The organism is Halopseudomonas sp. (assembly GCF_036960865.1).
Classification (GTDB): domain Bacteria; phylum Pseudomonadota; class Gammaproteobacteria; order Pseudomonadales; family Pseudomonadaceae; genus Halopseudomonas.
Genome location: NZ_JBALWE010000009.1, coordinates 60,170 through 83,753, shown reverse-complemented (window position 1 = coordinate 83,753; position 23,584 = coordinate 60,170). Strand labels below are relative to the sequence as shown.

The 23,584-nt window shown below is 60.5% G+C and carries 25 protein-coding genes; 15 read left to right on the top strand and 10 right to left on the bottom strand.

The annotated features are described in order from the left end of the window. Positions 1-82 precede the first annotated feature (82 nt). The 10 genes from fghA to V7747_RS13775 all read left to right on the top strand — a co-directional run bounded on the left by fghA (position 83) and on the right by V7747_RS13775 (position 8,767). Positions 83-937: an S-formylglutathione hydrolase gene (gene fghA, locus V7747_RS13820; RefSeq protein ID WP_335616604.1), complete on the top strand. Its 855-nt coding sequence runs from the start codon at positions 83-85 to the stop codon at positions 935-937. A gap of 100 nt (positions 938-1,037) precedes the next feature. Next, complete coding sequence (gene ispF / locus V7747_RS13815; RefSeq protein ID WP_335616603.1) at positions 1,038-1,514, top strand: 2-C-methyl-D-erythritol 2,4-cyclodiphosphate synthase; 477 nt, start codon at positions 1,038-1,040, stop codon at positions 1,512-1,514. Continuing rightward, positions 1,507-2,565: a tRNA pseudouridine(13) synthase TruD gene (truD, locus tag V7747_RS13810; protein WP_335616602.1), complete on the top strand. Its 1,059-nt coding sequence runs from the start codon at positions 1,507-1,509 to the stop codon at positions 2,563-2,565. The genes ispF and truD overlap by 8 nt, the downstream gene beginning before the upstream one ends. Next, positions 2,565-3,314: a 5'/3'-nucleotidase SurE gene (gene surE, locus V7747_RS13805; RefSeq protein ID WP_335616601.1), complete on the top strand. Its 750-nt coding sequence runs from the start codon at positions 2,565-2,567 to the stop codon at positions 3,312-3,314. The genes truD and surE overlap by 1 nt, the downstream gene beginning before the upstream one ends. A gap of 3 nt (positions 3,315-3,317) precedes the next feature. Beyond that, positions 3,318-3,989 carry a protein-L-isoaspartate(D-aspartate) O-methyltransferase gene (locus tag V7747_RS13800; protein WP_335616600.1) on the top strand — a complete coding sequence of 224 codons (672 nt, stop codon included), beginning with the start codon at positions 3,318-3,320 and terminating at the stop codon, positions 3,987-3,989. A gap of 23 nt (positions 3,990-4,012) precedes the next feature. After that, complete coding sequence (locus tag V7747_RS13795) at positions 4,013-4,936, top strand: DUF368 domain-containing protein (RefSeq protein ID WP_335616599.1); 924 nt, start codon at positions 4,013-4,015, stop codon at positions 4,934-4,936. 48 nt (positions 4,937-4,984) lie between these two features. Next, complete coding sequence (locus tag V7747_RS13790; RefSeq protein ID WP_335616598.1) at positions 4,985-5,884, top strand: peptidoglycan DD-metalloendopeptidase family protein; 900 nt, start codon at positions 4,985-4,987, stop codon at positions 5,882-5,884. A gap of 222 nt (positions 5,885-6,106) precedes the next feature. Further along, complete coding sequence (gene rpoS / locus V7747_RS13785; protein WP_442909272.1) at positions 6,107-7,069, top strand: RNA polymerase sigma factor RpoS; 963 nt, start codon at positions 6,107-6,109, stop codon at positions 7,067-7,069. Between the two features lie 208 nt (positions 7,070-7,277). Then, entirely contained in the window at positions 7,278-7,850 is a 573-nt protein-coding gene (locus V7747_RS13780) for a LemA family protein (RefSeq protein ID WP_335616596.1), read from the top strand. Continuing rightward, on the top strand, positions 7,847-8,767 hold the full coding sequence (locus tag V7747_RS13775; RefSeq protein WP_335616595.1) for a GIDE domain-containing protein: 921 nt from the start codon (positions 7,847-7,849) through the stop codon (positions 8,765-8,767). The genes V7747_RS13780 and V7747_RS13775 overlap by 4 nt, the downstream gene beginning before the upstream one ends. An 8-nt stretch (positions 8,768-8,775) precedes the next feature. Here the strand turns inward: V7747_RS13775 and V7747_RS13770 are convergent, their stop codons facing one another. From V7747_RS13770 to V7747_RS13760, 3 genes are all read right to left on the bottom strand, one after another. Further along, entirely contained in the window at positions 8,776-10,845 is a 2,070-nt protein-coding gene (locus V7747_RS13770; protein ID WP_335616594.1) for a putative bifunctional diguanylate cyclase/phosphodiesterase, read from the bottom strand. A 218-nt stretch (positions 10,846-11,063) separates the two neighbouring features. Continuing rightward, a complete protein-coding gene (gene sodB, locus V7747_RS13765; protein WP_335616593.1) occupies positions 11,064-11,645 on the bottom strand; it encodes a superoxide dismutase [Fe] in 582 nt (193 codons plus the stop codon). A gap of 251 nt (positions 11,646-11,896) precedes the next feature. Continuing rightward, positions 11,897-12,517 carry a LysE/ArgO family amino acid transporter gene (locus V7747_RS13760; protein ID WP_335616592.1) on the bottom strand — a complete coding sequence of 207 codons (621 nt, stop codon included), beginning with the start codon at positions 12,515-12,517 and terminating at the stop codon, positions 11,897-11,899. A gap of 97 nt (positions 12,518-12,614) precedes the next feature. Between V7747_RS13760 and V7747_RS13755 the strand changes: the two genes are divergently transcribed. Further along, positions 12,615-13,499, top strand: coding sequence for a LysR family transcriptional regulator ArgP (locus tag V7747_RS13755; protein WP_335616591.1), 885 nt, complete (start codon positions 12,615-12,617; stop codon positions 13,497-13,499). Positions 13,500-13,503: 4 nt separating this feature from the next. Here V7747_RS13755 and V7747_RS13750 read toward each other — a convergent pair whose 3' ends face one another. Then, complete coding sequence (locus V7747_RS13750) at positions 13,504-14,556, bottom strand: saccharopine dehydrogenase family protein (protein WP_335616590.1); 1,053 nt, start codon at positions 14,554-14,556, stop codon at positions 13,504-13,506. A gap of 124 nt (positions 14,557-14,680) precedes the next feature. Next, positions 14,681-15,037: a hypothetical protein gene (locus tag V7747_RS13745; RefSeq protein WP_335616589.1), complete on the bottom strand. Its 357-nt coding sequence runs from the start codon at positions 15,035-15,037 to the stop codon at positions 14,681-14,683. A 223-nt stretch (positions 15,038-15,260) separates the two neighbouring features. Between V7747_RS13745 and V7747_RS13740 the strand changes: the two genes are divergently transcribed. Both V7747_RS13740 and V7747_RS13735 read left to right on the top strand, forming a co-directional pair. Next, on the top strand, positions 15,261-16,154 hold the full coding sequence (locus tag V7747_RS13740) for an ATPase (protein ID WP_335616588.1): 894 nt from the start codon (positions 15,261-15,263) through the stop codon (positions 16,152-16,154). Further along, positions 16,154-16,789, top strand: coding sequence for an acyl carrier protein phosphodiesterase (locus tag V7747_RS13735; protein ID WP_335616587.1), 636 nt, complete (start codon positions 16,154-16,156; stop codon positions 16,787-16,789). Before V7747_RS13740 ends, V7747_RS13735 begins: the two co-directional genes overlap by 1 nt. On the opposite strand, the gene V7747_RS13730 is transcribed toward V7747_RS13735, so the two are convergent. Together V7747_RS13730 and V7747_RS13725 are read right to left on the bottom strand one after the other, a co-directional pair. After that, entirely contained in the window at positions 16,723-17,508 is a 786-nt protein-coding gene (locus V7747_RS13730; protein ID WP_335616586.1) for a lysophospholipid acyltransferase family protein, read from the bottom strand. The genes V7747_RS13735 and V7747_RS13730 overlap by 67 nt on opposite strands. Positions 17,509-17,510: 2 nt before the next feature. Continuing rightward, complete coding sequence (locus V7747_RS13725) at positions 17,511-18,263, bottom strand: GNAT family N-acetyltransferase (protein ID WP_335616585.1); 753 nt, start codon at positions 18,261-18,263, stop codon at positions 17,511-17,513. Between the two features lie 182 nt (positions 18,264-18,445). Between V7747_RS13725 and V7747_RS13720 the strand changes: the two genes are divergently transcribed. Together V7747_RS13720 and V7747_RS13715 are read left to right on the top strand one after the other, a co-directional pair. Next, entirely contained in the window at positions 18,446-19,225 is a 780-nt protein-coding gene (locus V7747_RS13720; protein WP_335616584.1) for an MBL fold metallo-hydrolase, read from the top strand. Positions 19,226-19,263: 38 nt separating this feature from the next. After that, positions 19,264-20,424, top strand: coding sequence for a phospholipase D-like domain-containing protein (locus V7747_RS13715; RefSeq protein WP_335616583.1), 1,161 nt, complete (start codon positions 19,264-19,266; stop codon positions 20,422-20,424). Between the two features lie 35 nt (positions 20,425-20,459). Here the strand turns inward: V7747_RS13715 and V7747_RS13710 are convergent, their stop codons facing one another. From V7747_RS13710 to V7747_RS13700, 3 genes are all read right to left on the bottom strand, one after another. Then, positions 20,460-21,230, bottom strand: a complete 771-nt coding sequence (locus tag V7747_RS13710; RefSeq protein WP_335616582.1) for an enoyl-CoA hydratase — start codon at positions 21,228-21,230, stop codon at positions 20,460-20,462. Between the two features lie 111 nt (positions 21,231-21,341). Beyond that, positions 21,342-22,523, bottom strand: a complete 1,182-nt coding sequence (locus V7747_RS13705) for a serine hydrolase domain-containing protein (protein ID WP_335616581.1) — start codon at positions 22,521-22,523, stop codon at positions 21,342-21,344. Positions 22,524-22,645: 122 nt separating this feature from the next. Continuing rightward, positions 22,646-23,584, bottom strand: coding sequence for a 2Fe-2S iron-sulfur cluster-binding protein (locus tag V7747_RS13700; protein WP_335616580.1), 939 nt, complete (start codon positions 23,582-23,584; stop codon positions 22,646-22,648).

The following is a 23,584-nucleotide window of genomic DNA, read 5'->3' as shown; positions in this document are numbered from 1 at the left end:
CCCCAAGCGACAAGCTGCCAGCAGCCAGAGGGTCATTTGACGCTCTGGCCGGCAGCTCGCCGTTTCTGAACAGGAGTTAACGATGGATTCACTTCTTGAACTGGTTTCTGCCAACAAGAGCTTCGGCGGTTGGCAGAAGCGTTATCGGCACCAGTCCAAAGCGCTGCGTTGCGACATGGTGTTTGGTATTTACCTGCCGCCGCAGGCAGATCAGGGTAAGCCGCTACCGGTGCTGTACTGGTTGTCGGGCTTGACCTGCAACGATGAGAACTTCAGCCAGAAGGCCGGCGCGCAGCGGCTGGCGGCCGAGCTTGGCATGGTGCTGGTCATGCCCGACACCAGCCCGCGCGGCGACGGTGTGCCGGATGACGCGGCCGGTGCCTATGATTTTGGTCTTGGCGCTGGTTTTTATGTCAACGCCACCCAGCTGCCCTGGGCGGAACACTACCGCATGTACGACTACGTGGTAGATGAGTTGCCGGCCTTGATCGAAGAGCACTTTCCGGTCAGTGATCAGCGCAGTATCAGTGGCCATTCCATGGGTGGGCACGGTGCTCTGGTGTGCGCGCTGCGCAACCCTGGCCGTTATCGCTCGGTGTCGGCCTTTGCGCCTATTACCCATCCAATGGATTGTCCCTGGGGCCACAAGGCGTTGGGCAATTACCTGGGTAATGATCGGCAGGCCTGGAAGCAGTGGGATGCCTGCGAACTGATTGCCGAGGCCGAAGAGCGGCTGCCATTGCTGGTGGACCAGGGCGAGGCAGACAACTTCCTGGCTGAGCAACTCAAGCCCGAAGCGCTGGAAGCCGCAGCCCAGGCAGCAGGGCACCCGCTCACACTGCGTAGGCAGCCTGGGTACGATCACAGCTACTTCTTTATCGCCAGTTTCATTGATGATCATTTACGTCATCACGGCAAGGCGCTGGGACTGCTCTGATAGGGCGATCCTCGCCTTCTCCGCCTTGGGTCATCGGCCTGTCACTGGATGGCCCAAGGCGGTAGAATCGCCGGCACATTGAATCAGGCAGGAACACAGTATGCGTATCGGTCACGGCTATGATGTACACCGCTTCACCGAGGGGAATTTCGTTACTCTGGGCGGGGTGCGGATTGCGCATCGATTTGGCCTGCTGGCGCACTCCGATGGCGACGTATTGCTGCACGCCCTGAGCGATGCCCTGCTGGGGGCGGCGGCACTGGGCGACATCGGCAAGCACTTCCCGGATACCGATGCCGCCTACGCTGGTGCCGATAGCCGCGTATTGCTGCGGCATGTGCTGGGGCTGGTGCAGGGCAAGGGCTGGCAGGTGGCTAATGTCGACGCCACCATCATCGCCCAGGCGCCAAAAATGGCGCCGCACATTGACGCCATGCGTGAGTTGATCGCCGCCGATCTGCAGGTCACGCTGGATCAGGTCAACGTCAAGGCTACCACCACCGAGAAACTGGGTTTCACCGGGCGGGAAGAGGGTATCGCGGTACACGCTGTTGCCCTGTTGTTGCCCCATGCTTGAGGCCGAGCTGTTAGGGCCGCGCGCCTGGGGCGAGCCCTGTGGTGCGGCGGTGCTGAAAGCCGCTCCGGAAGACTTTCGCGTCACCGAAGTGCTGGATATCGAGTTGTCCGGTGAGGGTGAGCACCTCTGGCTGTTGCTGGAAAAGCGCGGACTGAATACCGAAGAGGTGGCGCGCAAGCTGGCGCGGGCCAGTGGTGTCTCCTTGCGCAATATCAGCTATGCCGGGTTGAAGGATCGCCAGGCCGTGACGCGGCAGTGGTTCAGCCTGCAGTTGCCGGGCAAGGCCGACCCGGACTTGTCTGCTCTCTGGGACGCCAACCTGAGTTGTCTGCAGGCGCAGCGGCACAGACGCAAACTGCAGCGTGGCGCACACAGTGCCAACCGCTTTCTGATTCGTCTGACTGAGCTGCAGGCTGATCCGGCGGCGCTGGATGAGCGGCTGCAGCGCATTGCGGCGCAGGGTGTGCCAAATTATTTTGGTCCGCAGCGCTTTGGCCATGCCGGCGGCAATCTGGAAGACGCCACCGCTTGGGCGCAGCGCAGCGCCTATCCGCCAGCGCGCGGCACCCGCTCGCGGCTGCTTTCCACCGCGCGCAGTTACCTGTTCAACCGAATGCTTGCGGTGCGCGTGGCCGACGGTAGCTGGAATGCCGTGCTGCCCGGTGACTGTCTGGCCTTTACCCAGAGCCGCAGCCAGTTTCCAGCGGCGGAACTGGCCACCGATGATCCCCGCGTAGCCCAACTGGATCTGCACCCGACTGCCACGCTTTGGGGCGCCGGTGAGCTGGACAGCAGCGGCGAGCAGGCGCAAATGGAGGCAATGGTAGCGTCGCAGCATCTGCTTCTGGCAGAGTGGTTGGCGGCGGCCGGACTGGATCAGGCGCGGCGCATTTTACGCCTCCCCATTGCCGGTCTGACGTGGCATTATCCGTCCTCGGATTGCCTTGAACTTGAATTCACCCTGCCCACCGGCTGCTTCGCAACCGCGGTACTGCGCGAGCTGGTAGTGCTGGTCAGCCAGGCCGGCGGTGGGCTAGAAAGCGAAAACTGATGCGTATTCTGATAGCCAATGACGACGGTGTGCTGGCGCCGGGTATCAAAGCCCTGCACGGCGCACTGGCGGACTACGCCGATTGCGTAGTGGTCGCCCCGGAAGAAGACCGCAGCGGCGCGAGCAGTGCCCTTAGCTTGGACCGGCCGCTGCGCCCCTTTGTGTATGAAAACGGCTTTATTGGCCTCAACGGCACGCCGACCGACTGCGTGCACCTGGGCCTCAATGCCTTCTACGAAGACAGCGTGGACATGGTCGTGTCCGGCATCAATCTGGGCGCCAACCTGGGCGACGATGTGCTCTATTCGGGTACGGTAGCGGCGGCGCTGGAAGGGCGTTTTCTGGCGCGTCCGGCGATGGCCTTTTCGTTGGTGGGCCGACAGACCGACAATCTGCCGGCGGCCGCAGCCATTGCCCGGCAAATGGTCGAGGCGCACGACAAGCTTGATCTGCCGCCGCGTACCATCTTGAGCGTGAACATTCCCAACCTGCCGTTGGCGCAAATCAAAGGCATTCGCCTGACGCGCCTGGGTCACCGCTCACGTGCGGCGCGGCCGATCAAATGGACCGACCCGCGCGGCAAGGAAGGTTACTGGATTTCGGTTGCCGGCGATGCCGAGGACGGCGGCGAAGGCACCGATTTTCATGCGGTCATGCAGGGTTATGTTTCGGTAACGCCTTTGCGGGTCGACAAGACGCATTACGAAGTCTTCGACCACCTGCAAGGCTGGTTGGGTAATCTGGGCTGAATCATGGTGCGCGACGAACTGTATAAAAATGGCATCGGCATGACCTCCCAGCGCACCCGTGAGCGCTTGCTGGAACGGTTGTTCGAAGAGGGTATCCGCAACCTGCATGTGCTGGAGGCGATTCGGCGCACGCCGCGTCACCTGTTTGTGGATGAGGCGCTGGCGCACCGCGCTTACGAAGACACGGCGCTGCCTATCGGCCACAACCAGACGCTGTCGCAGCCCTATATAGTCGCCCGCATGACAGAGTTGCTGCTTGGCGGTGGGCCGCTCGACAAGGTGATGGAAGTCGGCACCGGTTCCGGTTATCAAACCGCGATTCTGTCTCAGGTAGTGGAGCGCATTTTCAGCGTGGAGCGCATCTACCCACTGCAGGAGCGGGCCAAGGCAGTGCTCAAGGACATCAATATTCGTAACGTGGTGTTTCGCCACGCCGACGGCAACTGGGGCTGGCCGCAGTACGGGCCTTACGATGCCATTCTGGTGACTGCCGCGCCTGCGGAGGTGCCAAAGGAGCTGCTCGGGCAGCTTGCCGACGGTGGCCGTATGGTGATTCCGGTGGGTGAGCAGGATCAGCATCTGATGCTGGTGGTGCGTAACGGCGACGAATTCATTTATCAGCAGGTTGAACCGGTTCGCTTTGTGCCTTTACTGGCGGGCGCGATTCGTTCCTGAATTACCCCCAGAGGAAGGTGCAGGTGAGGGAATACATTCTGATTTTTTTGCGTGGCATCGCCATGGGTGCTGCGGATGTGGTGCCGGGCGTGTCAGGCGGCACAATCGCCTTTATCTCGGGTATTTATGATCGCCTGCTGGCCGCCATTTCGGCCTGTACGCCAGACAAGCTGGTGTGGCTGGCGCGCGGTCGCTTTCGTGAAACCTGGCAAGCCATCGACGGCGGCTTTCTGCTAGCGCTGCTGGCAGGCATTCTTTGCAGTATCGCCAGCCTGGCGCGGGTTATCAGCTACCTGCTGGCTGAACACGGTTTGCTGGTATGGTCGTTCTTCTTCGGCCTGATCCTGGTCTCGGTTTATCTGGTTGGCCGTGAAATTCACCGCTGGAATCTGGCGACGGTGACGGCGGGTGTTGCCGGCTGCGCTTTTGCGTACCTGATCACGGTGGCGTCGCCGTTGGCGCTGAGTGTGACGCCACTCACACTCTTCCTTGGCGGCAGCATTGCGATCTGCGCAATGATCTTGCCAGGTATCTCAGGTAGCTTCATTCTGCTGTTGCTGGGTTTGTACAGTGGTGTCCTGCAGGCGGTAAAAAGTTTCGATCTGGTGCTGCTGGGCTGTTTTCTGCTCGGCTGCGTCATTGGTATCCTGAGTTTTTCCAGGCTGCTGTCATGGCTGCTCGGACATATGCGCAATATCACCTTGGCCTTTTTGACCGGGCTGCTGATCGGCTCGCTGAACAAGGTCTGGCCCTGGAAAGAAACCCTGACCTGGCGGGTTAACAGCCACGGCGAGCAGGTTCCGCTGTTGCAGCAAAACCTGCTACCGGCACAGTATCAAAGCGTCATTGGCGAGCCCTCGTTGTGGCAGGCCGGGTTGGCGTTGATGGCCCTGGCCGTGGTATTAGTGTGCCTATTGGACTGGTGGGGCCGGCGCTCGGCCGACTGACATCGGTACCACAGCTGCAGTAGGGAAAGAACGGGAGCCAACCTGGAAATGGGGCGGTGTGTGCGTTATAGGCTACAGGCGGGTGTGAAAATCAAACAGCTAGGTATTTCTTTGCTGGCTATGCTGCTGGTTGCCTGTGCCGGGCCATCTGGCACTGTCCCTATTGACGAGCGCGGCCGCGGCGGGCAACGCGCCGATACTGTTACATCCGGTTACCATACAGTTCAGCGTGGCGAAACCCTGTACCAGATCGCCTTTCGCTATGGCTGGGACTGGAAGGCGCTCGCCAGCAACAACCATATGGCGGCGCCCTACACCATCTATCCCGGGCAACGCATCAACCTGAATACGCGCACTACTGCGCGCACCACGCCGGCTAGACCTTCGTCCAATACCACGCCGCCGCGTACGGCCACGCCAGTGCCTGCAAGTGCCGGCTCTGCGGTGGTTTCGCGGCCAACCAACCAGCCAAAACCCGGACTCACCACGACCACCACGCCGGCTACCCCGCGGGCTGCAGCGCCTGCAACGCGAACCCAGGGTGGCGCGCCGGCGCAGGCCAGTCTGCCCACCACTGTGGCCGGCTGGAACTGGCCCGCACGTGGCACTTTGCTGGCACGCTTTCAGTCAAACGGCAGTTTGAATAAAGGGATTGATATTGCCGGACAATTGGGTGAGCCTGTGAAAGCGGCTGCTGATGGTGTTGTGGTCTACGCTGGGCGCGGGCTGATCGGCTATGGTGAGATGATCATCATCAAGCACGACGAGACCTACTTGAGTGCGTATGCGCACAACAGTCGTTTGCTGGTAAAGGAAGGCGATCAGGTGAAGGTCGGCCAAGCTGTCGCAGAGATGGGTAGCAGCGGCACTGACAGGGTGAAATTGCATTTCGAGATCAGACGAAAAGGTCAACCTGTAGACCCGTTGGCGTATTTACCCAAGTCTTGATGCTAGGGTGGTGGTAGCTGACACAAGATTGTCATGTCGTACAGGCACGCTGCCTGAACAAACAGAGATGTTTGCACAGGTATGAATGTTGGACGGCTCGGTCGACCTTAGCCTGTCGACCATAGGTGGGTCGTTGCTGTAGTACTGTTCATACCGCGCTTTGACTGGGAATGGGGCATGTATATGGCAGTCAAGAATAAGAAACAGACCGGGCAGGCCATGATGGATCAACCCGCGCCGCCCAAGCGTGCTATCAAGGATGATGAGGAGGCATTGATGTCTGCATCGATAACTGCCGCTAAACGCGCTACACCACGCAACCACAAGCGCGAAAATGCGTTCGAGTTCACCAAGCAGCTGGATGCCACTCAGCTGTATCTCAACGAAATCGGTTTTTCCCCGCTGTTGACCCCCGAAGAGGAAGTCCATTTTGCGCGTCTGGCGCAGAAGGGCGATCCTGCGGGACGCAAGCGCATGATCGAGAGCAATTTGCGTCTGGTGGTGAAAATCGCCCGGCGCTATGTCAATCGCGGCCTTACCCTGCTTGATCTGATCGAAGAGGGTAACCTTGGCTTGATTCGCGCCGTGGAAAAATTTGATCCGGAACGTGGCTTTCGCTTCTCTACTTATGCAACCTGGTGGATCAGGCAAACCATCGAACGCGCTATCATGAATCAGACGCGCACCATTCGCCTGCCTATTCATGTTGTAAAGGAACTCAATATCTATTTGCGTGCGGCGCGCGAGTTGACGCAAAAGCTGGATCACGAGCCCTCTCCGGAAGAGATTGCGTTGTTACTCGACAAGCCGGTCGCTGACGTCAAGCGCATGCTCGGTCTCAACGAGCGGGTGGCATCGGTAGATATGTCGCTTGGCCCGGATTCGGACAAGACCCTGCTCGATACCCTGACCGACGAGCAGGGCAGCGATCCTTGCGATCAGCTGCAAGACGATGACCTCAACACCAGTATCGACAGCTGGTTGTCCGAGTTGACCGAAAAGCAGCGTGAGGTCGTAACTCGCCGTTTTGGTCTGCGTGGGCACGAGAGTAGTACGCTGGAGGAGGTGGGTCGTGAGATTGGCCTGACCCGTGAGCGGGTGCGGCAGATTCAGGTCGAAGCCTTGAAGCGCCTGCGCGATATTCTGGAGCAGCACGGTCTGTCCAGTGAGTCACTGTTCCAGTAAGTCTGCAGGTATGCTGGTTGCATAACGCCTTGCCGCCCCTGGCGGTGAGGCGGGTAATATCCCCTCGCATTGTGCGCTTGCCCCCACGCTTGAACCCGTACGAAAAACGTCGTGCCACGCCGCCGAATCTGCCGTTATAGTATCCACCGGGTGCCCCTGGTGGGGCTTGCTGACGACGCGTTGACGTTTTACAAGAGGAATTTGTGCAATGGAACTGACTACCCTGATTATTCTTGTGGCGCTTGCGGTAGGCCTCATATACGCCATCATGCTGTACAACCAGCTGGTCAGTGTGAAGCATGCCGTCAGCCAGGCCTGGTCGAATATCGATGTGCTGTTGCGTCAGCGACACGATGAGCTGCCCAAGCTGGTCGAAGCCTGCCGGCGTTATATGCAGTACGAAGGCGAAACCTTGGAGCGCGTTATCGCTGCGCGCAGTGCCGTTGCGAGTGCCCGCCAGCAGAGCGATGTAAAAGGGGTGGGCGTCGCCGAGACCGCCTTGCGCAGCGGTCTTGGGCAATTGTTCGCGCTGGCTGAAAACTACCCTGAATTGAAAGCCAGCGACTCGTTTCAGCATCTTCAGGGGCGGATCACCGGGCTGGAGAGTGGTATTGCAGATCGTCGTGAGCTCTACAATGCCGCGGTGAATATCAACAACGTACGCATCGAGCAGTTTCCGGAAGTGCTACTAGCACGTCTGTTTTCGTTCAAGCCCGCTGAGCTATTGCAGTTTACTGAAGAGGAAAAGGCCGACGTTGACCTGCGGGCGCTGTTTTCATGATTGATGTGCATGGGGTCATGTGGTTGTCCCCAGCGCATTACTACCTGTTTACCGGGCTCGCCACTGCTGCAGCCGTTGGCTGCCTCTACCTGATGTTGACGCGCTTGCAGCGCGCGCGCTGGATTGAAGATACACCCACCTCGCGGGTGCGCTCAGCGGCGCAAGGCCTGGTTGAACTCAATGGCATGCTTGACGCTGGCGGGCATGAGCCGCTGCTGTCTCCCCTGGCGAAGCGCCCTTGCCTCTGGTACCGCTTTCGGGTTGAGGAGCACAAGGGCAACTCCGACCGCGACAATCAATGGCGTACGGTAGAGCAGGGTGTATCGGAGCGTCCGTTTTTGCTGCGCGATTCCACCGGCGTCTGCTGGATCAATCCGCTCGGCGCGGAGGTGCATCCCAAGCACCGTCGTCGCTGGGAGGGGAACCAGCGCTGGCCGGCAGACAAATCCGTTGCCAAGGGCTTTCTGGGTGGCCTGCTGCGCAAGCGCTATCGCTACACCGAAGAGTGGTTTGTGGCAGAAGAGCCCTTGTATGCCATAGGCTGGTTCGAGAGCCGCGGTGGCGGCCGTGATGCGGTCGATATGAACGCACTGTCACGCCAGGTGATCAGTAACTGGAAGGCAGACTTCCCCGATCTATTGGCACGTTTTGATCGCAATGGCGACGGCAAAATCGACTTGGAAGAATGGGAGCGCGTACGCCGTGCAGCTAACCAGGCGGCAGAGCTGGAAGCGCGGACTGCCGGGCAGGCACCCGTGATACATGCCTTGCGCAAGCCGCCGCGGCGCGGCTTACCCTTTGTTCTGTCGGATCATCACGAAGAGGATCTCAGTCGTCGGCTGCGTGGCAAGAGCCGGTGGGCGTTGATCGGGCTGGCGGTGAGCGGCACACTGGCCTGCTGGTTGTGGCTGGCCTGATAGGCCAGCTAGCTGATTTCCGAGTTACTGCGAACCCTGTTGGTTTTGGCGCGGTACTGCACTATCCATTCGCCAAACGCGGCAGCTGAGAGCGGCCTGCTGTAGTAGTAACCCTGGCCTTCGTTACAGCCCTGAGCAATCACATAGGCTTCCTGCTCGGCGGACTCTACCCCCTCTGCAATGACTTCCATGTTGAGGCTGCGGCCAAGCTGTATGATGGCGCGCACGATGGTTGCATCGTCTTCGTCCACCAGCACGTCTTGCACGAAACTCTTGTCGATCTTGATCTTGTCCAGGGGCAGGCCGCGCAGGTAGCTCAGGGACGAGTAGCCGGTGCCGAAATCGTCAATGGCGATCAATACCCCGGCTTTTTTGAGGCTGTTGAGGTGACTCGCGGCGGCAGCAATATCTTCCATCAGGCCGGTTTCGGTCACTTCCATTTCCAGGCAGTGCGCGGGCAGTTGATAGCGTTGCATCAGGTTGGTCACCACGCGTGAAAGCTCGCTATGGTGGAGCTGCACTGTCGACAGGTTGACCGCCATGCGTAGCTCGTTGAAGCCCTGGTCGTGCCAATCCCGCAGCTGCTTGCAGGCCTGATCCAGTACCCATTCGCCGATGCTGATGATGATGCCGTTCTGTTCCGCCAGCGGGATGAACAGGTCCGGCGGCACCAGCCCGCGTTCGGGGTGCTGCCAACGGAGTAGGGCTTCGACACCCACTACCTGATGAGTGGCATAGCTGACCTGTGGCTGATAGGTCAGATGAAATTCATTGCGCTCCAGCGCGCCGCGTAGCTCCTTGTCGAGCTCCCGGCGCACGCGCATCTCACTGTCGAGGCTAGCGATGTAGAACTGGTAGCGGTTGCGCGAGCGGGCCTTGGCCAGCATCATCGTTTGCTCGGCTTTTTGCAGCAGCTTCTCGGCGTTGTCGCCGTCGTCGGGGAAGAGGGTAATGCCGATAGTCGCCCGCAGACTGACGGTATTATCGCCGAGTTCGAAGGGGCGACTAAGGTCGTCCAGAATGGTCTGGGCCAATTCGGCGGCTTCGTAGGGCTCACCAACACCCGTCTGGACCAGGGCGAACTGGTCACCACCCAAGCGTGCCAAGCTACCCAAGCGGCCGCTGTTGGCGCGCAGGCGATCAGCGACGGTAACCAGCAAGCTGTCACCGGATTGATAGCTGAACTGCTCGTTGATTTCCTTGAAATCATCCAGGCCGCAGCAGAGCACGGCTACACCGCGTTGGCGGCGCCCAGCGTCAGCAAGAATGCGAGCGAGCTGCTCCTGCAGCATGCTGCGGTTGGGTAGTCCAGTCAGGTGATCGTGTTGCGCCATATGCAGCAGATTGGCTTCCGCTTCGCGGCGCCGGCTACTGTTGCGCTCAATTGACTCGAGCAGCTCATTGGCCTTTCTAATCCAAAGACCCAGTTCGTTTTTTTCCTGCCCGGGCAGCATCGGGATATGCATCTTGCCGGGATGGTCAGGGTTGATGTCGGCAATACGATCGATGATGCCGGCCAGGGGTTTTGTCAGCAGAACGTGGTAAAGCAGGTACAGAGCGAAGGCCATGGCCATGGCGCGCAGTACGCCGGAGAGCAGAATGATCAGGGAGCTTTGCAGAAAGTCTTCGCCGTAGGGCGCGGTATCCAGCGTGATGCGCAGGTCGCCGTAATACTCGTTGTAGGGCGCGCGACCAAATAGTCCGACGCTGTATTGCTGTTCCACGCCAAACAGCCAATCGGTTAGTGTGCGGTAGGGAGACTCTTTCAGCGGCCGCTCGCGGCTGGCCAGTTGGGTTTCATCCGGGTGCCCTATTGCGGCGTAGCGAACGGCTTCATGTTCGAATAGCCCGCCGATGACTTGCAACGCCATCTCGCGATCCAGGCTATAGACGGCTTGGGTGGCGGGGTCCTGCGACATGGCGAGAATTTGCTCGGCGTTGCTGTCGATCAGCTTGCTTTCCTTGCGCAGGTCATAGGCGATCTGCCCCATGCTGAGTACAACACCGACCACTAGTGCCCAGAGCAACACCAGACGCAGTAGCTTGATGGAAAGGCTGTGGCGGCGCTCGAGCTTCAAGATCTTGTTATTCCTGTCATGGTCAGTTGAGCTGTAGGGCCATCATGCAAGTATCTGATTAGCCTGCGCAACTGCTGCAATCATTGTTATTTGTCTGTGCAGCGTTTAGTCGAGTATCGGCAAACTGAACAGTGACGTCAAAGTGAAATCACTTTTGCCGGCCCAGAACGCACAACACCCCGCCGGAGCGGGGTGTTGTTGAGCTGCTGCGACTGCGATCAGGCAGCGAAGTTCTTCGCTACAAAGTCCCAGTTGACCAGATTCCAGAATGCCTCAACGTACTTGGGACGGGCATTGCGGTAGTCGATGTAGTAGGCGTGTTCCCATACGTCGCAGGTCAGCAGCGGGGTGTCACCGGAGGTGATCGGGTTGCCGGCGCCAATGGTGCTGGCCAGGGCCAGTGAACCGTCAGACTTCTTGACCAGCCAGCCCCAGCCGGAGCCGAAGGTACCGATGGAGGTTTTGCTGAACTCTTCCTTGAAGGCAGCGAAGGAGCCAAATGCCTTGTTGATGGCTTCAGCCAAATCGCCAGTAGGTTCGCCGCCGCCGTTCGGGCTCAGGCAGTTCCAGTAGAAAGTGTGGTTCCAGATTTGAGCTGCGTTGTTGAATACGCCGCCGCTGGAGGTCTTGATGATGTCTTCCAGGCTTTTGCCTTCGTACTCGGTGCCCGGAACCATGTTGTTCAGGTTAACAACGTAGGTGTTGTGATGCTTACCGTGATGGTATTCCAGAGTTTCCGCAGAGATGTGCGGTTCCAGTGCATTCTTCTCGTAGGGGAGTGCTGGTAATTCAAAAGCCATGATTTATCTCCATCTTCAGGTATCAGGGTCCAGAAACGGAATACTGCTAACTGTATGACCGGCTTGACCGCTCTACAGTTCGATCAAGTTGACCACGGTTGCCATCTAAGCAGGGTGGACAATCTGTTACGCCTCTTTTGCCGGAGCTGATACTAGCTCCTTGGGGCGCTGCCCGTCTTGCGATCGGGAAGACTCGATGATAGCACCTGAAAGCGGGGCTATCCACGCACCAAGTATAGGGTTATAGCGATTCAGAGTGTCTGCAATGCCGGTCTGGCGAGGGACCAGGCAACTGCCAGCATCATCGCGGCGACGGCCAGGTCGATGCAGCGCCAGGTCAGGGGACGGCTCAGCAATGGGGCCAGCCGGGCCGAACCCAATGCCAGCAGACTGAACCAGAGCACCGATGCGCTGACGGCGCCCAAAGCAAAGATAAGTGGTAGTGGATGCTGCGCGCCGACCGAGCCGATCAGCACCATGGTGTCGAGGTACACATGTGGGTTCAGCAGGGTCACCGCCAGGGTGCTGAGCAGGACGGCGCGCCGCGAGCGTCTGGGCTGCTCGCCTGCATTCATGGCGTGCGGAGATAGTGCGCGGCGGAGCGCCTGGAGTGCGTAGAGCGAGAGAAAAGCGACGCCTGCCCAGCGAGTGATCTCCATCGCCAGCGGATGGCTTTGTAGCAGCGCCGCGAGACCGAAAGTGCCGGCCAGTATCAGCACCGCATCACAGCCCATGCAGATCAGTGCTGCGCTGATGTGGTATTCGCGGCGCAAGCCTTGGGCCAGAACAAAGGCGTTTTGTGCGCCGATGGCCATGATCAGGCCAGCGGCGACAAACAGACCATTGGTGTAGCTATGCAGCAGGGTGGGCATGTAGTGCGCCTTGTCTCGGTGAAAGTGGCTGCATTCTGGCGTGACACTTTCCATTAAAAAAGAGAATAATGCTCATGAGATATTAGAGAAATTAATGATGCTGGATTACAAACTGCTGGCGGCGCTGAGCGCGGTCATTGAACAAGGTGGTTTTGAGCGCGCGGCCCTGAGCCTCGGGCTGTCGCAATCGGCGGTGTCGCAGCGTATCAAGTTGCTTGAGTCGCGCCTGGGCACGCCGGTTCTGGTCAGGGGATCGCCGCCGCACGCTACAGCTGCCGGCCAACGGCTGCTCAATCACGTGCAGCAGGTGCGCTTGCTGGAGCATGACTTGCGCACCGACCTGCCTGCAATTGACAGCCGCTCAGGGCTTGCACGCCTGCGTATAGCACTTAACGCCGACAGCCTGGCGACCTGGTGGGCGGCGGCGATCAGTGGCTGGTGTAGCGTCGAACAGGTGTTGCTGGACATGCAGGTGGAAGATCAGGACGTCGGCCTGCGGCGTATGCGCAATGGTGAGGTAGCGGCCTGCGTCTGCTCTACCGAACAGCCGGTCGCTGGCGCGCGCAGTTTGTTGCTGGGCAATATGCCCTACTTGGCGGTGGCCAGCCGTGAGTTCATTGCACGTTACTTCCCGGGAGGTATGGATGTCGCGCGGTTGGCGCAGATTCCCGCCATTGTATTTGGCCCTGACGATCAGCTGCAGCACCGGTTTCTACGCCAATTGGGTGTGCCGGGTGAATTCGAGTATCACCTTTGCCCGTCTTCCGAGGGGTTTGTCCGTTTGCTGACGGCGGGCGTCGGTTGGGGCATGGTGCCGGCGCTGCAAGTGGCGGAGGAGCTGCGCAGCGGTGAGCTGTACGAGCTAGTGCCCGGTCAGGCGCAGGAGGTTGCGCTGTACTGGCACTATTGGCGCAATGGCGGGCAGTTGCTGGAAGGCCTGACCCGCGAGTTGGCCAGGCGAGTGCCTGTGCTGTTGGGTTGACTGACTACTCCAAGTGCATTTCGCCTGAGCCGGGCAGCTTTTCGATGCAGTCGGAGCCGAGCAGGCGAGAGGGCGTGTAGTAGCCCGGTGCAGGTTCGTTATGCCGCAGGAACTCAACGGCAAAGAGCGCGCCTTCGGTCGTTACATCGTAGCCATTAGCGGTCTGAATGCGGGCAGTAATCTTCTTGCCGGCGCGGTTCTGTGCCTCGCCCCACACATAGGTGCGCGCTTTTTCCCGCTGGCTGCTGTCAGGGCCAAGAATGCGGCGACCCACCAAGTACTTGAGCAGTGCCTGTACCGGCGCCAGGCCGAGCAGTGGTCGCAGCCGGTCCAGCCGGCGCAGACGCGTGGCAGCACTGGGCGCCATGGGTATGAAGACTTCGATGTCGTCTATCCCGGTAGAGAACCAGGCCGTGGCAATGTCTCCCCAGGGGATAGTCACGGCGTGCTTGGTGCCATTGCCAAAATCGATGTCACGACTCTGGTAGGCCAGGGGCACAGTCTTGATCTTGTCGTCTTTGCGGATGCGCCCACCATACTTGAGCCCCTCGATCGAGGTTCTCGCGGTGCCTGGCGAGAAACTGCTGCGCGAATCAAAACCCAGCGCCAGGCGGTCGGCGTCGGGCAGCGCCTCCTTGAGGCGAGCAGCAATGCAGTCGGTGGGAATGACATCGAAGCCGACGCCGGGGCAAATAACGATATTGGCCTCGGTGGCGTCGTTGTGGCGACTTTGCGCTGCGACAAACACATCGATCTCGCCAGTAATGTCGAGGTAATGACATTGGTTGTGCAGGCAGGCATCGATCATGGGCTGACTGGTCGCCGAAAACGGGCCGGCGCAGTGCACGACAATGCTCATCCCCTGCGTACCGTCACGCGTGCCTTGGGCATCATCTAGGCTGAAGTGACGTGCCTGCAGCTTGAGCTCTGCGGCCAGATCGGCCACAGCTCTGTGATTGCGCCCGGCCAGTACCGGGGTCAGCCCCCGGGCGACGGCTGCTCTTGCCAGCAGCGAGCCTGCGTAGCCATTCGCACCGTAGATCATCCATTCAGCCATACCGTCACTCCTCGATAACAAGAAGGATCAGGGTAATGTCTGCGCCCTGGATGCGCCAGCGCGTTGCGTGCGCCAATGGCCTTAAAGGTGCGGTTGTGTGAACAGGCGCGCGATCAATGGCCCGTCAGCGAATGACCTGCCCGCGGTAAATGCGAACGCTGCCGCTGGGCGCAGCTGGCGTAGGATCTTGCACCGCACTGGCCCGGCGTTCTGCGCTGGCCTGATACTGCCTGGCGGCGATGGCGCCGCTGGCTACCATGCTCTCTTCGGGCTCTGTTGGCGCCGGCGTCACCATTTCGGCCAGACGGCTACCCAGTTCGCGGATATCCGCGAAGGGGCAATCCTTGCTCAAACCGATCATGTTTTCTACGGCGTCCGGGTCGCCCAGGCGCACGGTAACCCCCAATGAACGCTTGATATGGCGCCGCAGGCTGGTCATGCAGTCAAGGGTCGCTCGGTTGAACTGCGCTTCTGCAATCATGCTTCTACCCCCGAATAATCAATGGCCGCGCAAGGTGCGGTAGCCAAGGCAGCAATCTGCAAGCAGAATGTGTACCAATACGCCAATGTCACCGGATATGGGCGGCTTGCCGGGGATCACCCGTCCTCGGTCAGTGGTTTATTCGGGTGGCATGCTATTCCTTGGTGCGAGCTTGCACCGCTCTGGCGCGGGCTTTCTGCAGAAATTGACGAGTGGGGGGAGTATGAAGGAGCAGGGCAGAGGAGACGATTTGCCGGGTTTGCGCGCGAGTCGTGACGATGACTTTGAACCGGGCCCGGCGACGCGAGGCCGCAACGCACCCCATGGCGGTTTGCGGGCCGATCCGCCGGTAGTGCAGCCAGCCCGCAGTAATGGACCGTTATGGGCGCTGTGCGCGGCGCTGTCGCTGGCGTTGGTCGCACTGGGTTACTGGACGTACCAGCAGCAGGCCCTGCTCAGGCAGCAACTGGTCGCGACCCAGACCAGCTTCGCGCGGATCAGTGAGGAAGCTTCCGGGCGTATTCAGGACATCACCGGTAAGGTCAGTGCTACCGAGTCCTCTCTCAGCGAGGCCGAGCAGGCGCGCAATGCCCGCGTGGCGAAGCTGGAGAATCAGCTGGCGGAACTGAGCAAGACGCTAGGTGAGCACGATGGCCGCATGAGCACTATGAATGCGGGCAATGCGGATCTGGGCAAACGGTTGGCGAGCCAGCAGACCGAGCTGGCGGCACTGGCGGCCAGCGCCGCTGCAACGGACCAAGTACTGGAAAAACAGACCGAGCGCTTGGATAGCCTTGCCAAGCAATTGACCGCGGCCAATACCGCGCTGGGGGAATTGCAGGGACAGTTGGGTAGTCTGGATGCGCTGGAGCAACAGCTCAAGCAGCAGGCTGCGCTGGTGGCGAGCCAGCAGCAGGCCGTGCAGGCGCTACAGAGTAAGGGTAACGGCGATGTCGAACAGAGCCTACTGATCATGCGCACCGAGCTCGACCAGCGTGCCGCGCAAACCGAGCAGGCGCTGGATGCCATCGACAGCTTCCGGCTGCAGACCAACCGCAGTATCAATACGCTGCAAAGCCAATTGCAGGCGCTGCACGCGCAGGTTCAGGGCAACTGATGAACTTTCTGGCCCACCTGCTGATGGGCTCGCAAACACCCCAGCAGGCGCTCGGCAGCCTGCTGGGGGATTTCGTCAAGGGCCCGGTACAGCAGATCGCGCTGCCAGAGGCAGTGCGTGGCGGCATCTGGTTGCACCGTCGGATCGATGTGTTTACCGACAGCCATCCGTTGGTGTTGCAAAGCAAGACGCGAGTGAGTGCGGAGCGTCGGCGCTTTGCCGGCATCATGGTGGATATGTTCTACGATCATCTGCTCGCGCAACACTGGCAGCGCTTTGCCGAGCAACCCCTGGCTGAGTTCACGCAGCAGGCCTACCGGGACCTGCTGAATCAGCCCGAGCTGATTCCGGACAATGCCCGTCCGGTGATCGCGCACATGAGCGAGCACGACTGGTTAAGCAGCTACGCGCAGCTACCTCACCTGCACCGCGCACTCGACAACATGGCCAGACGCTTGCGCCGGGATAATCCGCTGCCCGGCGCTGTAGCTGAACTGGAGGCGGATTACGCCGCGTTCGAAGACGACTTTTTGCGCTTCATGCCCGAGGTTCAGGCGTACGCCGCCGATCAGGCTGCGTTGCTGAACGCGGGCGGTGTCGACTTAAGCGTGCCGTCGTCCAGCCCCAAGGTCTGACTCACCGCGGACTGCGCTTCACGCGCCAGCTGATTGCGATTGCCCGCACGGCTGTCGAGCGGGGGGAGAAAGTGCAGGCGCACATCGATGGTTTGTGCGCCCAGCAGGCGCAGCAGGTGTCGGGAAAACTCATCGTCGTTGATGAAGGGCGCAGTCTGGTCGACGGCGCCATTCAGGCGATAGCCGATGGCGATCGGTTGAATCGGCACCGCGGCGTCTATCGCGCTGCCCAGCAGGCGGCCATGAAAGGTGCGCACGCGGTCTCCGGCGGTGGTGGTGCCTTCGGCAAAGATCACCAGGCTACGCCCCTGCTGCAAAATCTCGGTCAACTGTTGCAGGGAGTGGGTAACGGATTTGCCGCGCTCAATGAAGCAGGTGCCGGCGGCGGCGGCCAGCCAGCCGATGACCGGCCAATGCCGTACCTCGGCCTTGGATAGAAAGTGCACCGGAGCCTGCGCACCAAGCACCACAATATCCAGCCAGGATACATGGTTGCTGACCCACAGCGCGGTGTCGCTGATCGGCGCGCCCTGTACATGCAGGCGCAGTGGTAGCAGGCGGATGAGGTTGCGCATCCACCAGCGCGTCAGGCGTTGTCGCTGCCCATCCAGGAAGGCCGGCTTGAAGGGCTGCAGCAGTGCCACCCAGGTAGCCAGAAGCAGTCCACAGGCAATCCACCCCACCACCGCGATCAGGCGCACCGTCTTGTTCAGCGTCATCCTCAGCTCGCCTTGAAGTGACGGGCGTAGCGCGGGCAGAGCTGTTCGCGGCGCAGCAGAATGAACACATCGGCGCAGTTGAACTCCGGGTCCCAGCAGGGCTCACCGCAGACCTTGGCGCCCAGGCGCATGTAAGCCTTGAGCAGTGGCGGCAGTTGCGCCGTCAGGTTGGTCGGCAGGTCGCGCTCGGGAATCGGCAAACGCGGAATGGCATTCAGATACTCGCGGCTCAGGTAGCGGCCACGCAGGCGCTGCATGATGGCGTGGGCCTGCAGACCACCGTCGTGCATGTCGATGCTGGCACAGCCCATCAGGTAGTTGTAGCGGCGTTCGTTCATCAACTGCGCCAGACCGGACCAGAGCACTGAAATGGTCGCTCCATTGCGGTAGTCGGCGTGTACACAGGTACGGCCAATCTCCATGATGTCGCCACGCAGATCAGCCAGGCCCACCAGTTGAAATTCGCTTTCGCTGTAGAAGCCTCCGGCGGCGGGTGCGCGTCGGCTATCGAGGATGCGGGTGGTGGCCACCACGCGATTGTTGCTCAGGTCACGCACGATCAGGTGCTCACAGTGCAGATCATAGTGGTCCTGATCCAGCCCAGTCTCGCTGGTGTGCAGCCGGGCACCGCACTCTTCGGCAAACACCTGATAGCGCAAAGCCTGTGCGGCTCTGATGTGGTGGGCGTCGGTAACCAGTTCTACCGCCAGCTGGCGGCTGTTGGAGTCTTCGAGGGCGAGCGCTGCTTGTGACATGGACACCTCCATCCGGGCATCTGTTATTTGATGTACAGGCTGAGCCTATGGCGCTCGGGTGTCAGGCTTGTGAATACTTGGTGACGTTCGTGTTACTGCGCACATCTTGATTCAGGTCAGGAAGCGGTCGCCTCGGCTGCTCTATAAGGTCTGCTCCAATAACGCGGTAGGGAGTGGCAGCAATGACAGTGGCAAGGGTGTTGTTTGATAACGGGCCGCACAAGGTGTTGTGCTTTGACCAGTTGGTGACCGGCGACGGCGTGCAATCCAACCAGTTTCTGATCATCGACCATGACCAGCACGCGCTGCTGGATCCAGGCGGCGACCTGACCTACATGCCCCTGTCGCTGGCGGTCAGTCGCTATATTCCGCTGACCGATCTGACCTACGTGTTTGCCTCGCATCAGGACCCGGACATCATCGCCTCGCTCGACAAATGGTTGCTGCACACGCGCTGTCAGGTGGTGTGCTCCAAGCTGTGGGCGCGCTTCCTGCCGCATCTGAGTGCCGGTTATCTGAATCGCCAGTTGGGGATGTCGACCACCGACCGCATGATTGCGATTGCCGATCGCGGTGCCGATGTGCCGCTGGGTAAGTCGATTCTCAAGGTGCTGCCAGCGCACTTTCTGCACTCGGTGGGCAACCTGCAGTTCTTCGATCCGATCAGTGGCATTCTGTTTTCCGGCGACATGGGTGCCTCGATGCTCGACGATGCGGAACCTGTTGCCGACTTTGCGACTCACAAATCCAGTATGGAGGGCTTTCACCGGCGTTATATGGCCGGCAACAAGGCCTGCCGGCTCTGGGCCAATATGGTACGGCAGCTGGCACCCAGCATGCTGGTTCCGCAGCACGGTCGGCCGTTTGTCGGCCCTGCTATGATCAACGCCTTTCTGGACTGGATCAGCCAACTGGAATGCGGCCTCGACCTGCTGACACAGGACGACTACCGCATTCCCTGATCTGTCTCGGTTACTCTGTATCGGGTACAAGGAGAACTATGTCGTCGCGGGTATATGAGTGGCATCAGGACAATCAATTCACCCTGCGCGTGGATGGGCACCGTTACTTCCCGCGTTTGCTTGAGGCCTTTGATCAGGCGCAGAGCAGCATCGACATCGAGATGTACCTGGTCACCTCCGGTGCCAGTTGCGATCGGGTCATCGACGCGTTGTTGAAGGCGTCGGGGCGCGGGGTGAAAGTGCGCTTTTTGTTTGATGCCATCGGCAGCGAAAAACTGAAGCAGGACGACCGTGACCGCCTGCGCGATGGCGGCATTGAACTCCGCATCTACAATCCCGCCTCCTGGTACCACGGGCGGCGCATGTTCCACCGGGATCACCGCAAGCTGATTATTGTTGACCGCCGTATCACCTTCGTCGGCGGCACGGGCTTCACTGATGAGTTTTGTCAGACCGAAGAGGGTGGTCAGTGTCCGCGTTGGCACGAGCAGATGCTTGAAGTGCAGGGGCCGGTAGTGGCTGACTGGCTCGATCTGTTTGAAACCGAATGGGGGCGGGTAGACAGTTTTCAGCGGCGTGGGCTCTCTGCCGTGAGGCGCGTACGCATACCGCCGCAACCCAAAGACGGCGAGGGTCACGGCAGGGTTTCCTATATTGGTGCCCGGGAGCAGAAGGAAGTAGTTGCCTCGCTACTCTCGGCGCTGGCTGACAGTAGCGAACGTGCCTGGCTGGCGACCCCTTACTTTCTGCCCTCCTGGCGCATTCGCCGGGCGCTGATGCGCGCGTCCAGGCGGGGCGTAGACGTTCGCCTGCTGCTCTGTGGTACCAGCATCGATCACCCGGCCGTGCTCTATGCGGGCCAACGCTATTACCGGCGGCTGCTCAAGGCCGGCGTGCGTATCTTTGAATTTCAGCCGCGCTTTACCCACTTGAAGACCGCCATGGTGGATAACTGGGTATCGCTGGGATCCTGCAATTTTGACCACTGGACGCTGCATTGGAATCTTGAAGCCAACCAGCAGGCCGTTGACCCGACCTTGACTCGTGCGGTTACCGAGAGCTTTGAGAGTGATTTTGCCGAGAGCCACGAATGGACCATGGCGCGCTGGCGTAATCTGGCGTGGACACACCGGATGAAAATTCGCGTGTGGGGGCAGGTCAATCGCTGGGTAATGCGAATCTTTGGAATATCGCGCTGAGGCGGCTCCACGCAGGGCGTAGAGCCGCTAGACGGTCAGTTGTTGGCAAATACCGGTTTGCGTTTTTCCAGGAAGGCGGTCAGCGCTTCGCGGGCTTCAGGGCCAGCCAACAGCTGAGTGAAGTGGTCGCCCTCGGCATCCATGGTTTGCTCGGCAATCTGTGCCACTCCCTGCTTGATCAGTTGCTTGGTCAGCTTGACCGAACCCGGTGGCTGTTCGCTGATGCGCTGGGCTGCTTCCTGAGCCGCTTGCAGAACCGCCGCTCCGGCGGGCAGGGCGCGATTGGCCAGGCCGATTTCGGTGGCGCGCTGGCCGGAAATCTCTTCACCTAGCAGCAAGAGTTCCGCCGCGCGCAGGTGGCCGAGCAGACGTGGTAGCAGGAAGCTGGAGCCGGCTTCCGGGCAGAGGCCAAGATTGACGAAGGGCATTTTCAGGCGCGCGTTGTCTGCCACAAACACCAGGTCGCAATGCAGCAGCATGGTCACGCCGACACCCACGGCAGGACCGTTGATGGCGGCAATCAGGGGCTTTTCAGCGTGACAGATGGCGCGCAGGAAATGGTAGACCGGGCTCTTGGTGTCGCTACGCGGCGAGTTTACGAAGTCGCTCACATCGTTGCCGCTGGTGAAGCAGGTGTCGCTGCCCTGGATGACCACCGCACGGATCTGCGCGTCCTCTTGCGCGCTCTTGATGGCATCGGCCATCGCCCCGTACATGTTCTGTGTCAGGGCGTTCTTCTTGTCGGCACGGTTCATTGTCAGCGTCAGTACGCCGCCGTTGCGCTCGATCAACACATGTTCGCTCACGGTATCTCCTGGATCTGGCAGTCGAAAGGCTAAAGCAGCATGGTCGCATGAAACTGCCGGCTGCCCCAGCAACCCTAGGCGCGCCGAATGAAGCTGTATAACGGCGCCGGATTAGTCCTGCTGGGTCACAGCGGCCAATAGCTGAAGTACCAGTTGGTTCTCGCGGCGCTGTATGTCAGCTGAGCCATAATCCCCGCCTTGCAACATCAGGCCCAGCTGCAGCGCCGGAATCAGCAGCAAGCGCTGCCCGCCATTGCCGATGGCGGCAACCCAGCGTTGCTCGCGGCCGGCCACCGCGACTGTGCCGGTCCACCACTGGTAGCCGTAGTGCACTGGCCTGCCGTCGAGGGAAAACAGGGCAACGTCGGTGTCGATGTGGGCGGCGGTAATCTCGTCGATCCACTCGGCTCTCACCAGTTGCTGGCCTTGCCACTGTCCACGTTGATTGACCAGTCGGCCGATTTTCAGCATGTCACGTGGGCGCAGACGCAAGCCGGAGAAGGCCAGCGGACGGCCGTGGAGGTCTTCGGCCCATTCAAAACGGGTAATGCCCAGTGGCGCGAACAGACGCTTTGCCGCGAGCGCTGAGAGCGTTTGCTGGCTACGCTGTTCCAGCGCCGCCGCCAGCAGGGCGCTAGCGCCGCCGGTGTAGCTGAAGCGCGTGCCGGGACTGGCTACCCGGTCGCGGTCGAGCACGTAATCCGCCAGATCGCGGCGCCAGTAGAGCGCGGTTTCATTGCTGCTGAACAGGCCATGTCCCCACTCCTGCCAGTCAAGCCCTGCGGTCATGCCCAGTAGGTGTCGGTAGGTGAGTGGTGGTTCGCTGTGCTGCCAGGCAGGGGTGAGGTTGGGGTGATCGCTGAGCACCGGCCGGTCCAGCGGCGGGGCCTGTTGCTCCGCGAGCGCCATGCCATACAGCAGGCTAACCACGCTTTTGCTGATTGAGCGTTGGTCATGCAGGGTGTTGCCATCAAAGTCGGTACTGCCGGTCAGTGGCAGCGCCAAGCCGTAGCGGCGGGTGATGGGAGCATCTGGACCACTGCGATAGCACTCCAGCAACAGGATGCCAGCGCGCTCGACCAATAGTGCATGCAGGTTGGTATCGCTGTTGTGGAAGGTGTTGATCGCCGTCTGCAGGGGTGTGATAGCAAAGCCATGTTCACCCGGGATGCCTGCGGGCCAATCGCCGGAGTTCAGCGGCGTGATGCACTCAGCGAAGGCGGCGGGTGACAGCAATAGCCATGCAGACAGCAGTCTGCTCAGGTAGTGGGTGAAAAGGCGGGTGGCGTGCATGGGGCGGCTCGAATGAGTGCTGTGGCGGCTAACCCCGTGTCAGCTGCCACCACCGAAAGGTGGTGGGCAAAGTGTAGGCGCTATTGTTGGCTTGGCTATCAGTCAGAGGAGGCGGGCTGCTGCTACTTCAATTGCGGCGGTAGAAAGGCCTCGTCAATGATCTGCCGACCGGCCAGGCCGGCCATGAACAGCGGGCGACGTAACTGTTCGATAAAGCCCGGACTGCCGCACAGCAGCGCCAGGCTGTTGCGCGAGCCGATGCGTAATGTGCGCAGATCGGCGTCAAACTGCGAACGCTTGCGCAAGTGCAATTGCAGGCTGGGGGCCGCGTCAGCCAGCGCGTGCAGGCGCTGTTGCAGGTAGCAGTCTTGCTCGGTGGCGGACCAGTGCCAAAGGTGTATGGGCGCGGCGTGCTCTTCACGCAGGGCGTCGCGGGCCAGCGCCTGCAGGGGGGCTAGCCCGGTTCCCCTGGCGAGTAACAGTAACGGTCGGTCATGCCAGGCGGGGTCGTAACACAGATGGCCGCTGGCTGCGCCGAGATACAGCTGCTGTCCTGGCTTGGCGCGTCGAATCTCGCTGGAAAAGGCGCCATCGTCATGCAGCTGCAGGTGAAACTCCAGCAGTGGCTCGGTGGGCAGGCTGGCCAGCGAGTAGCTGCGACCCAGTTGCGGCGATAACCACAGCGTCAGGTGCTGGCCAGCCCGGTAGCGTAGTGGACGCAGCGGCCGCACGCGCAGCACCAGAATATCGCCAGGCCGTTGTTCCAGAGAGTCGATTTGCGCTGGCAGGCCATCGCTGGCCGGATCATGCAAGGTAAGCTGCATATCCTGTTCAACGTTGCATTGGCAAGCCAGTAGCCAGCCCTCGGCCTGCTGCTGTGGTGTCAGTCCGCGTTGTGCGGAGGGCGGCACCATCTGGGCGGGCGCCTGCACCAGGCAGCTGTGGCACTGCCCGGCACGGCAGGACCAGCTGATCGGCAGCTCTGCAGCTTGCAGCGCGCAGAGCAGGTTGCTGCCGGCAGGTACCTGAATCTGGCGACCGCGAATGCTCAATTCAGGCAT

Bases quoted from the DNA above. Each gene is read 5' to 3' on its own strand.
- V7747_RS13700 (WP_335616580.1), bottom strand. From the start codon at position 23,584: ATGCCTGAATTGAGCATTCGCGGTCGCCAGATTCAGGTACCTGCCGGC.
- V7747_RS13800 (WP_335616600.1), top strand. From the start codon at position 3,318: ATGGTGCGCGACGAACTGTATAAAAATGGCATCGGCATGACCTCCCAG.
- V7747_RS13745 (WP_335616589.1), bottom strand. From the start codon at position 15,037: ATGATTGCAGAAGCGCAGTTCAACCGAGCGACCCTTGACTGCATGACC.
- V7747_RS13720 (WP_335616584.1), top strand. From the start codon at position 18,446: ATGACAGTGGCAAGGGTGTTGTTTGATAACGGGCCGCACAAGGTGTTG.
- V7747_RS13730 (WP_335616586.1), bottom strand. From the start codon at position 17,508: ATGACGCTGAACAAGACGGTGCGCCTGATCGCGGTGGTGGGGTGGATT.
- sodB (WP_335616593.1), bottom strand. From the start codon at position 11,645: ATGGCTTTTGAATTACCAGCACTCCCCTACGAGAAGAATGCACTGGAA.
- surE (WP_335616601.1), top strand. From the start codon at position 2,565: ATGCGTATTCTGATAGCCAATGACGACGGTGTGCTGGCGCCGGGTATC.
- V7747_RS13735 (WP_335616587.1), top strand. From the start codon at position 16,154: ATGAACTTTCTGGCCCACCTGCTGATGGGCTCGCAAACACCCCAGCAG.
- fghA (WP_335616604.1), top strand. From the start codon at position 83: ATGGATTCACTTCTTGAACTGGTTTCTGCCAACAAGAGCTTCGGCGGT.
- truD (WP_335616602.1), top strand. From the start codon at position 1,507: ATGCTTGAGGCCGAGCTGTTAGGGCCGCGCGCCTGGGGCGAGCCCTGT.
- V7747_RS13740 (WP_335616588.1), top strand. From the start codon at position 15,261: ATGAAGGAGCAGGGCAGAGGAGACGATTTGCCGGGTTTGCGCGCGAGT.
- V7747_RS13775 (WP_335616595.1), top strand. From the start codon at position 7,847: ATGATTGATGTGCATGGGGTCATGTGGTTGTCCCCAGCGCATTACTAC.
- ispF (WP_335616603.1), top strand. From the start codon at position 1,038: ATGCGTATCGGTCACGGCTATGATGTACACCGCTTCACCGAGGGGAAT.
- V7747_RS13755 (WP_335616591.1), top strand. From the start codon at position 12,615: ATGCTGGATTACAAACTGCTGGCGGCGCTGAGCGCGGTCATTGAACAA.
- V7747_RS13715 (WP_335616583.1), top strand. From the start codon at position 19,264: ATGTCGTCGCGGGTATATGAGTGGCATCAGGACAATCAATTCACCCTG.
- V7747_RS13705 (WP_335616581.1), bottom strand. From the start codon at position 22,523: ATGCACGCCACCCGCCTTTTCACCCACTACCTGAGCAGACTGCTGTCT.
- V7747_RS13760 (WP_335616592.1), bottom strand. From the start codon at position 12,517: ATGCCCACCCTGCTGCATAGCTACACCAATGGTCTGTTTGTCGCCGCT.
- V7747_RS13750 (WP_335616590.1), bottom strand. From the start codon at position 14,556: ATGGCTGAATGGATGATCTACGGTGCGAATGGCTACGCAGGCTCGCTG.
- V7747_RS13780 (WP_335616596.1), top strand. From the start codon at position 7,278: ATGGAACTGACTACCCTGATTATTCTTGTGGCGCTTGCGGTAGGCCTC.
- V7747_RS13790 (WP_335616598.1), top strand. From the start codon at position 4,985: ATGGGGCGGTGTGTGCGTTATAGGCTACAGGCGGGTGTGAAAATCAAA.
- V7747_RS13725 (WP_335616585.1), bottom strand. From the start codon at position 18,263: ATGTCACAAGCAGCGCTCGCCCTCGAAGACTCCAACAGCCGCCAGCTG.
- rpoS (WP_442909272.1), top strand. From the start codon at position 6,107: ATGGATCAACCCGCGCCGCCCAAGCGTGCTATCAAGGATGATGAGGAG.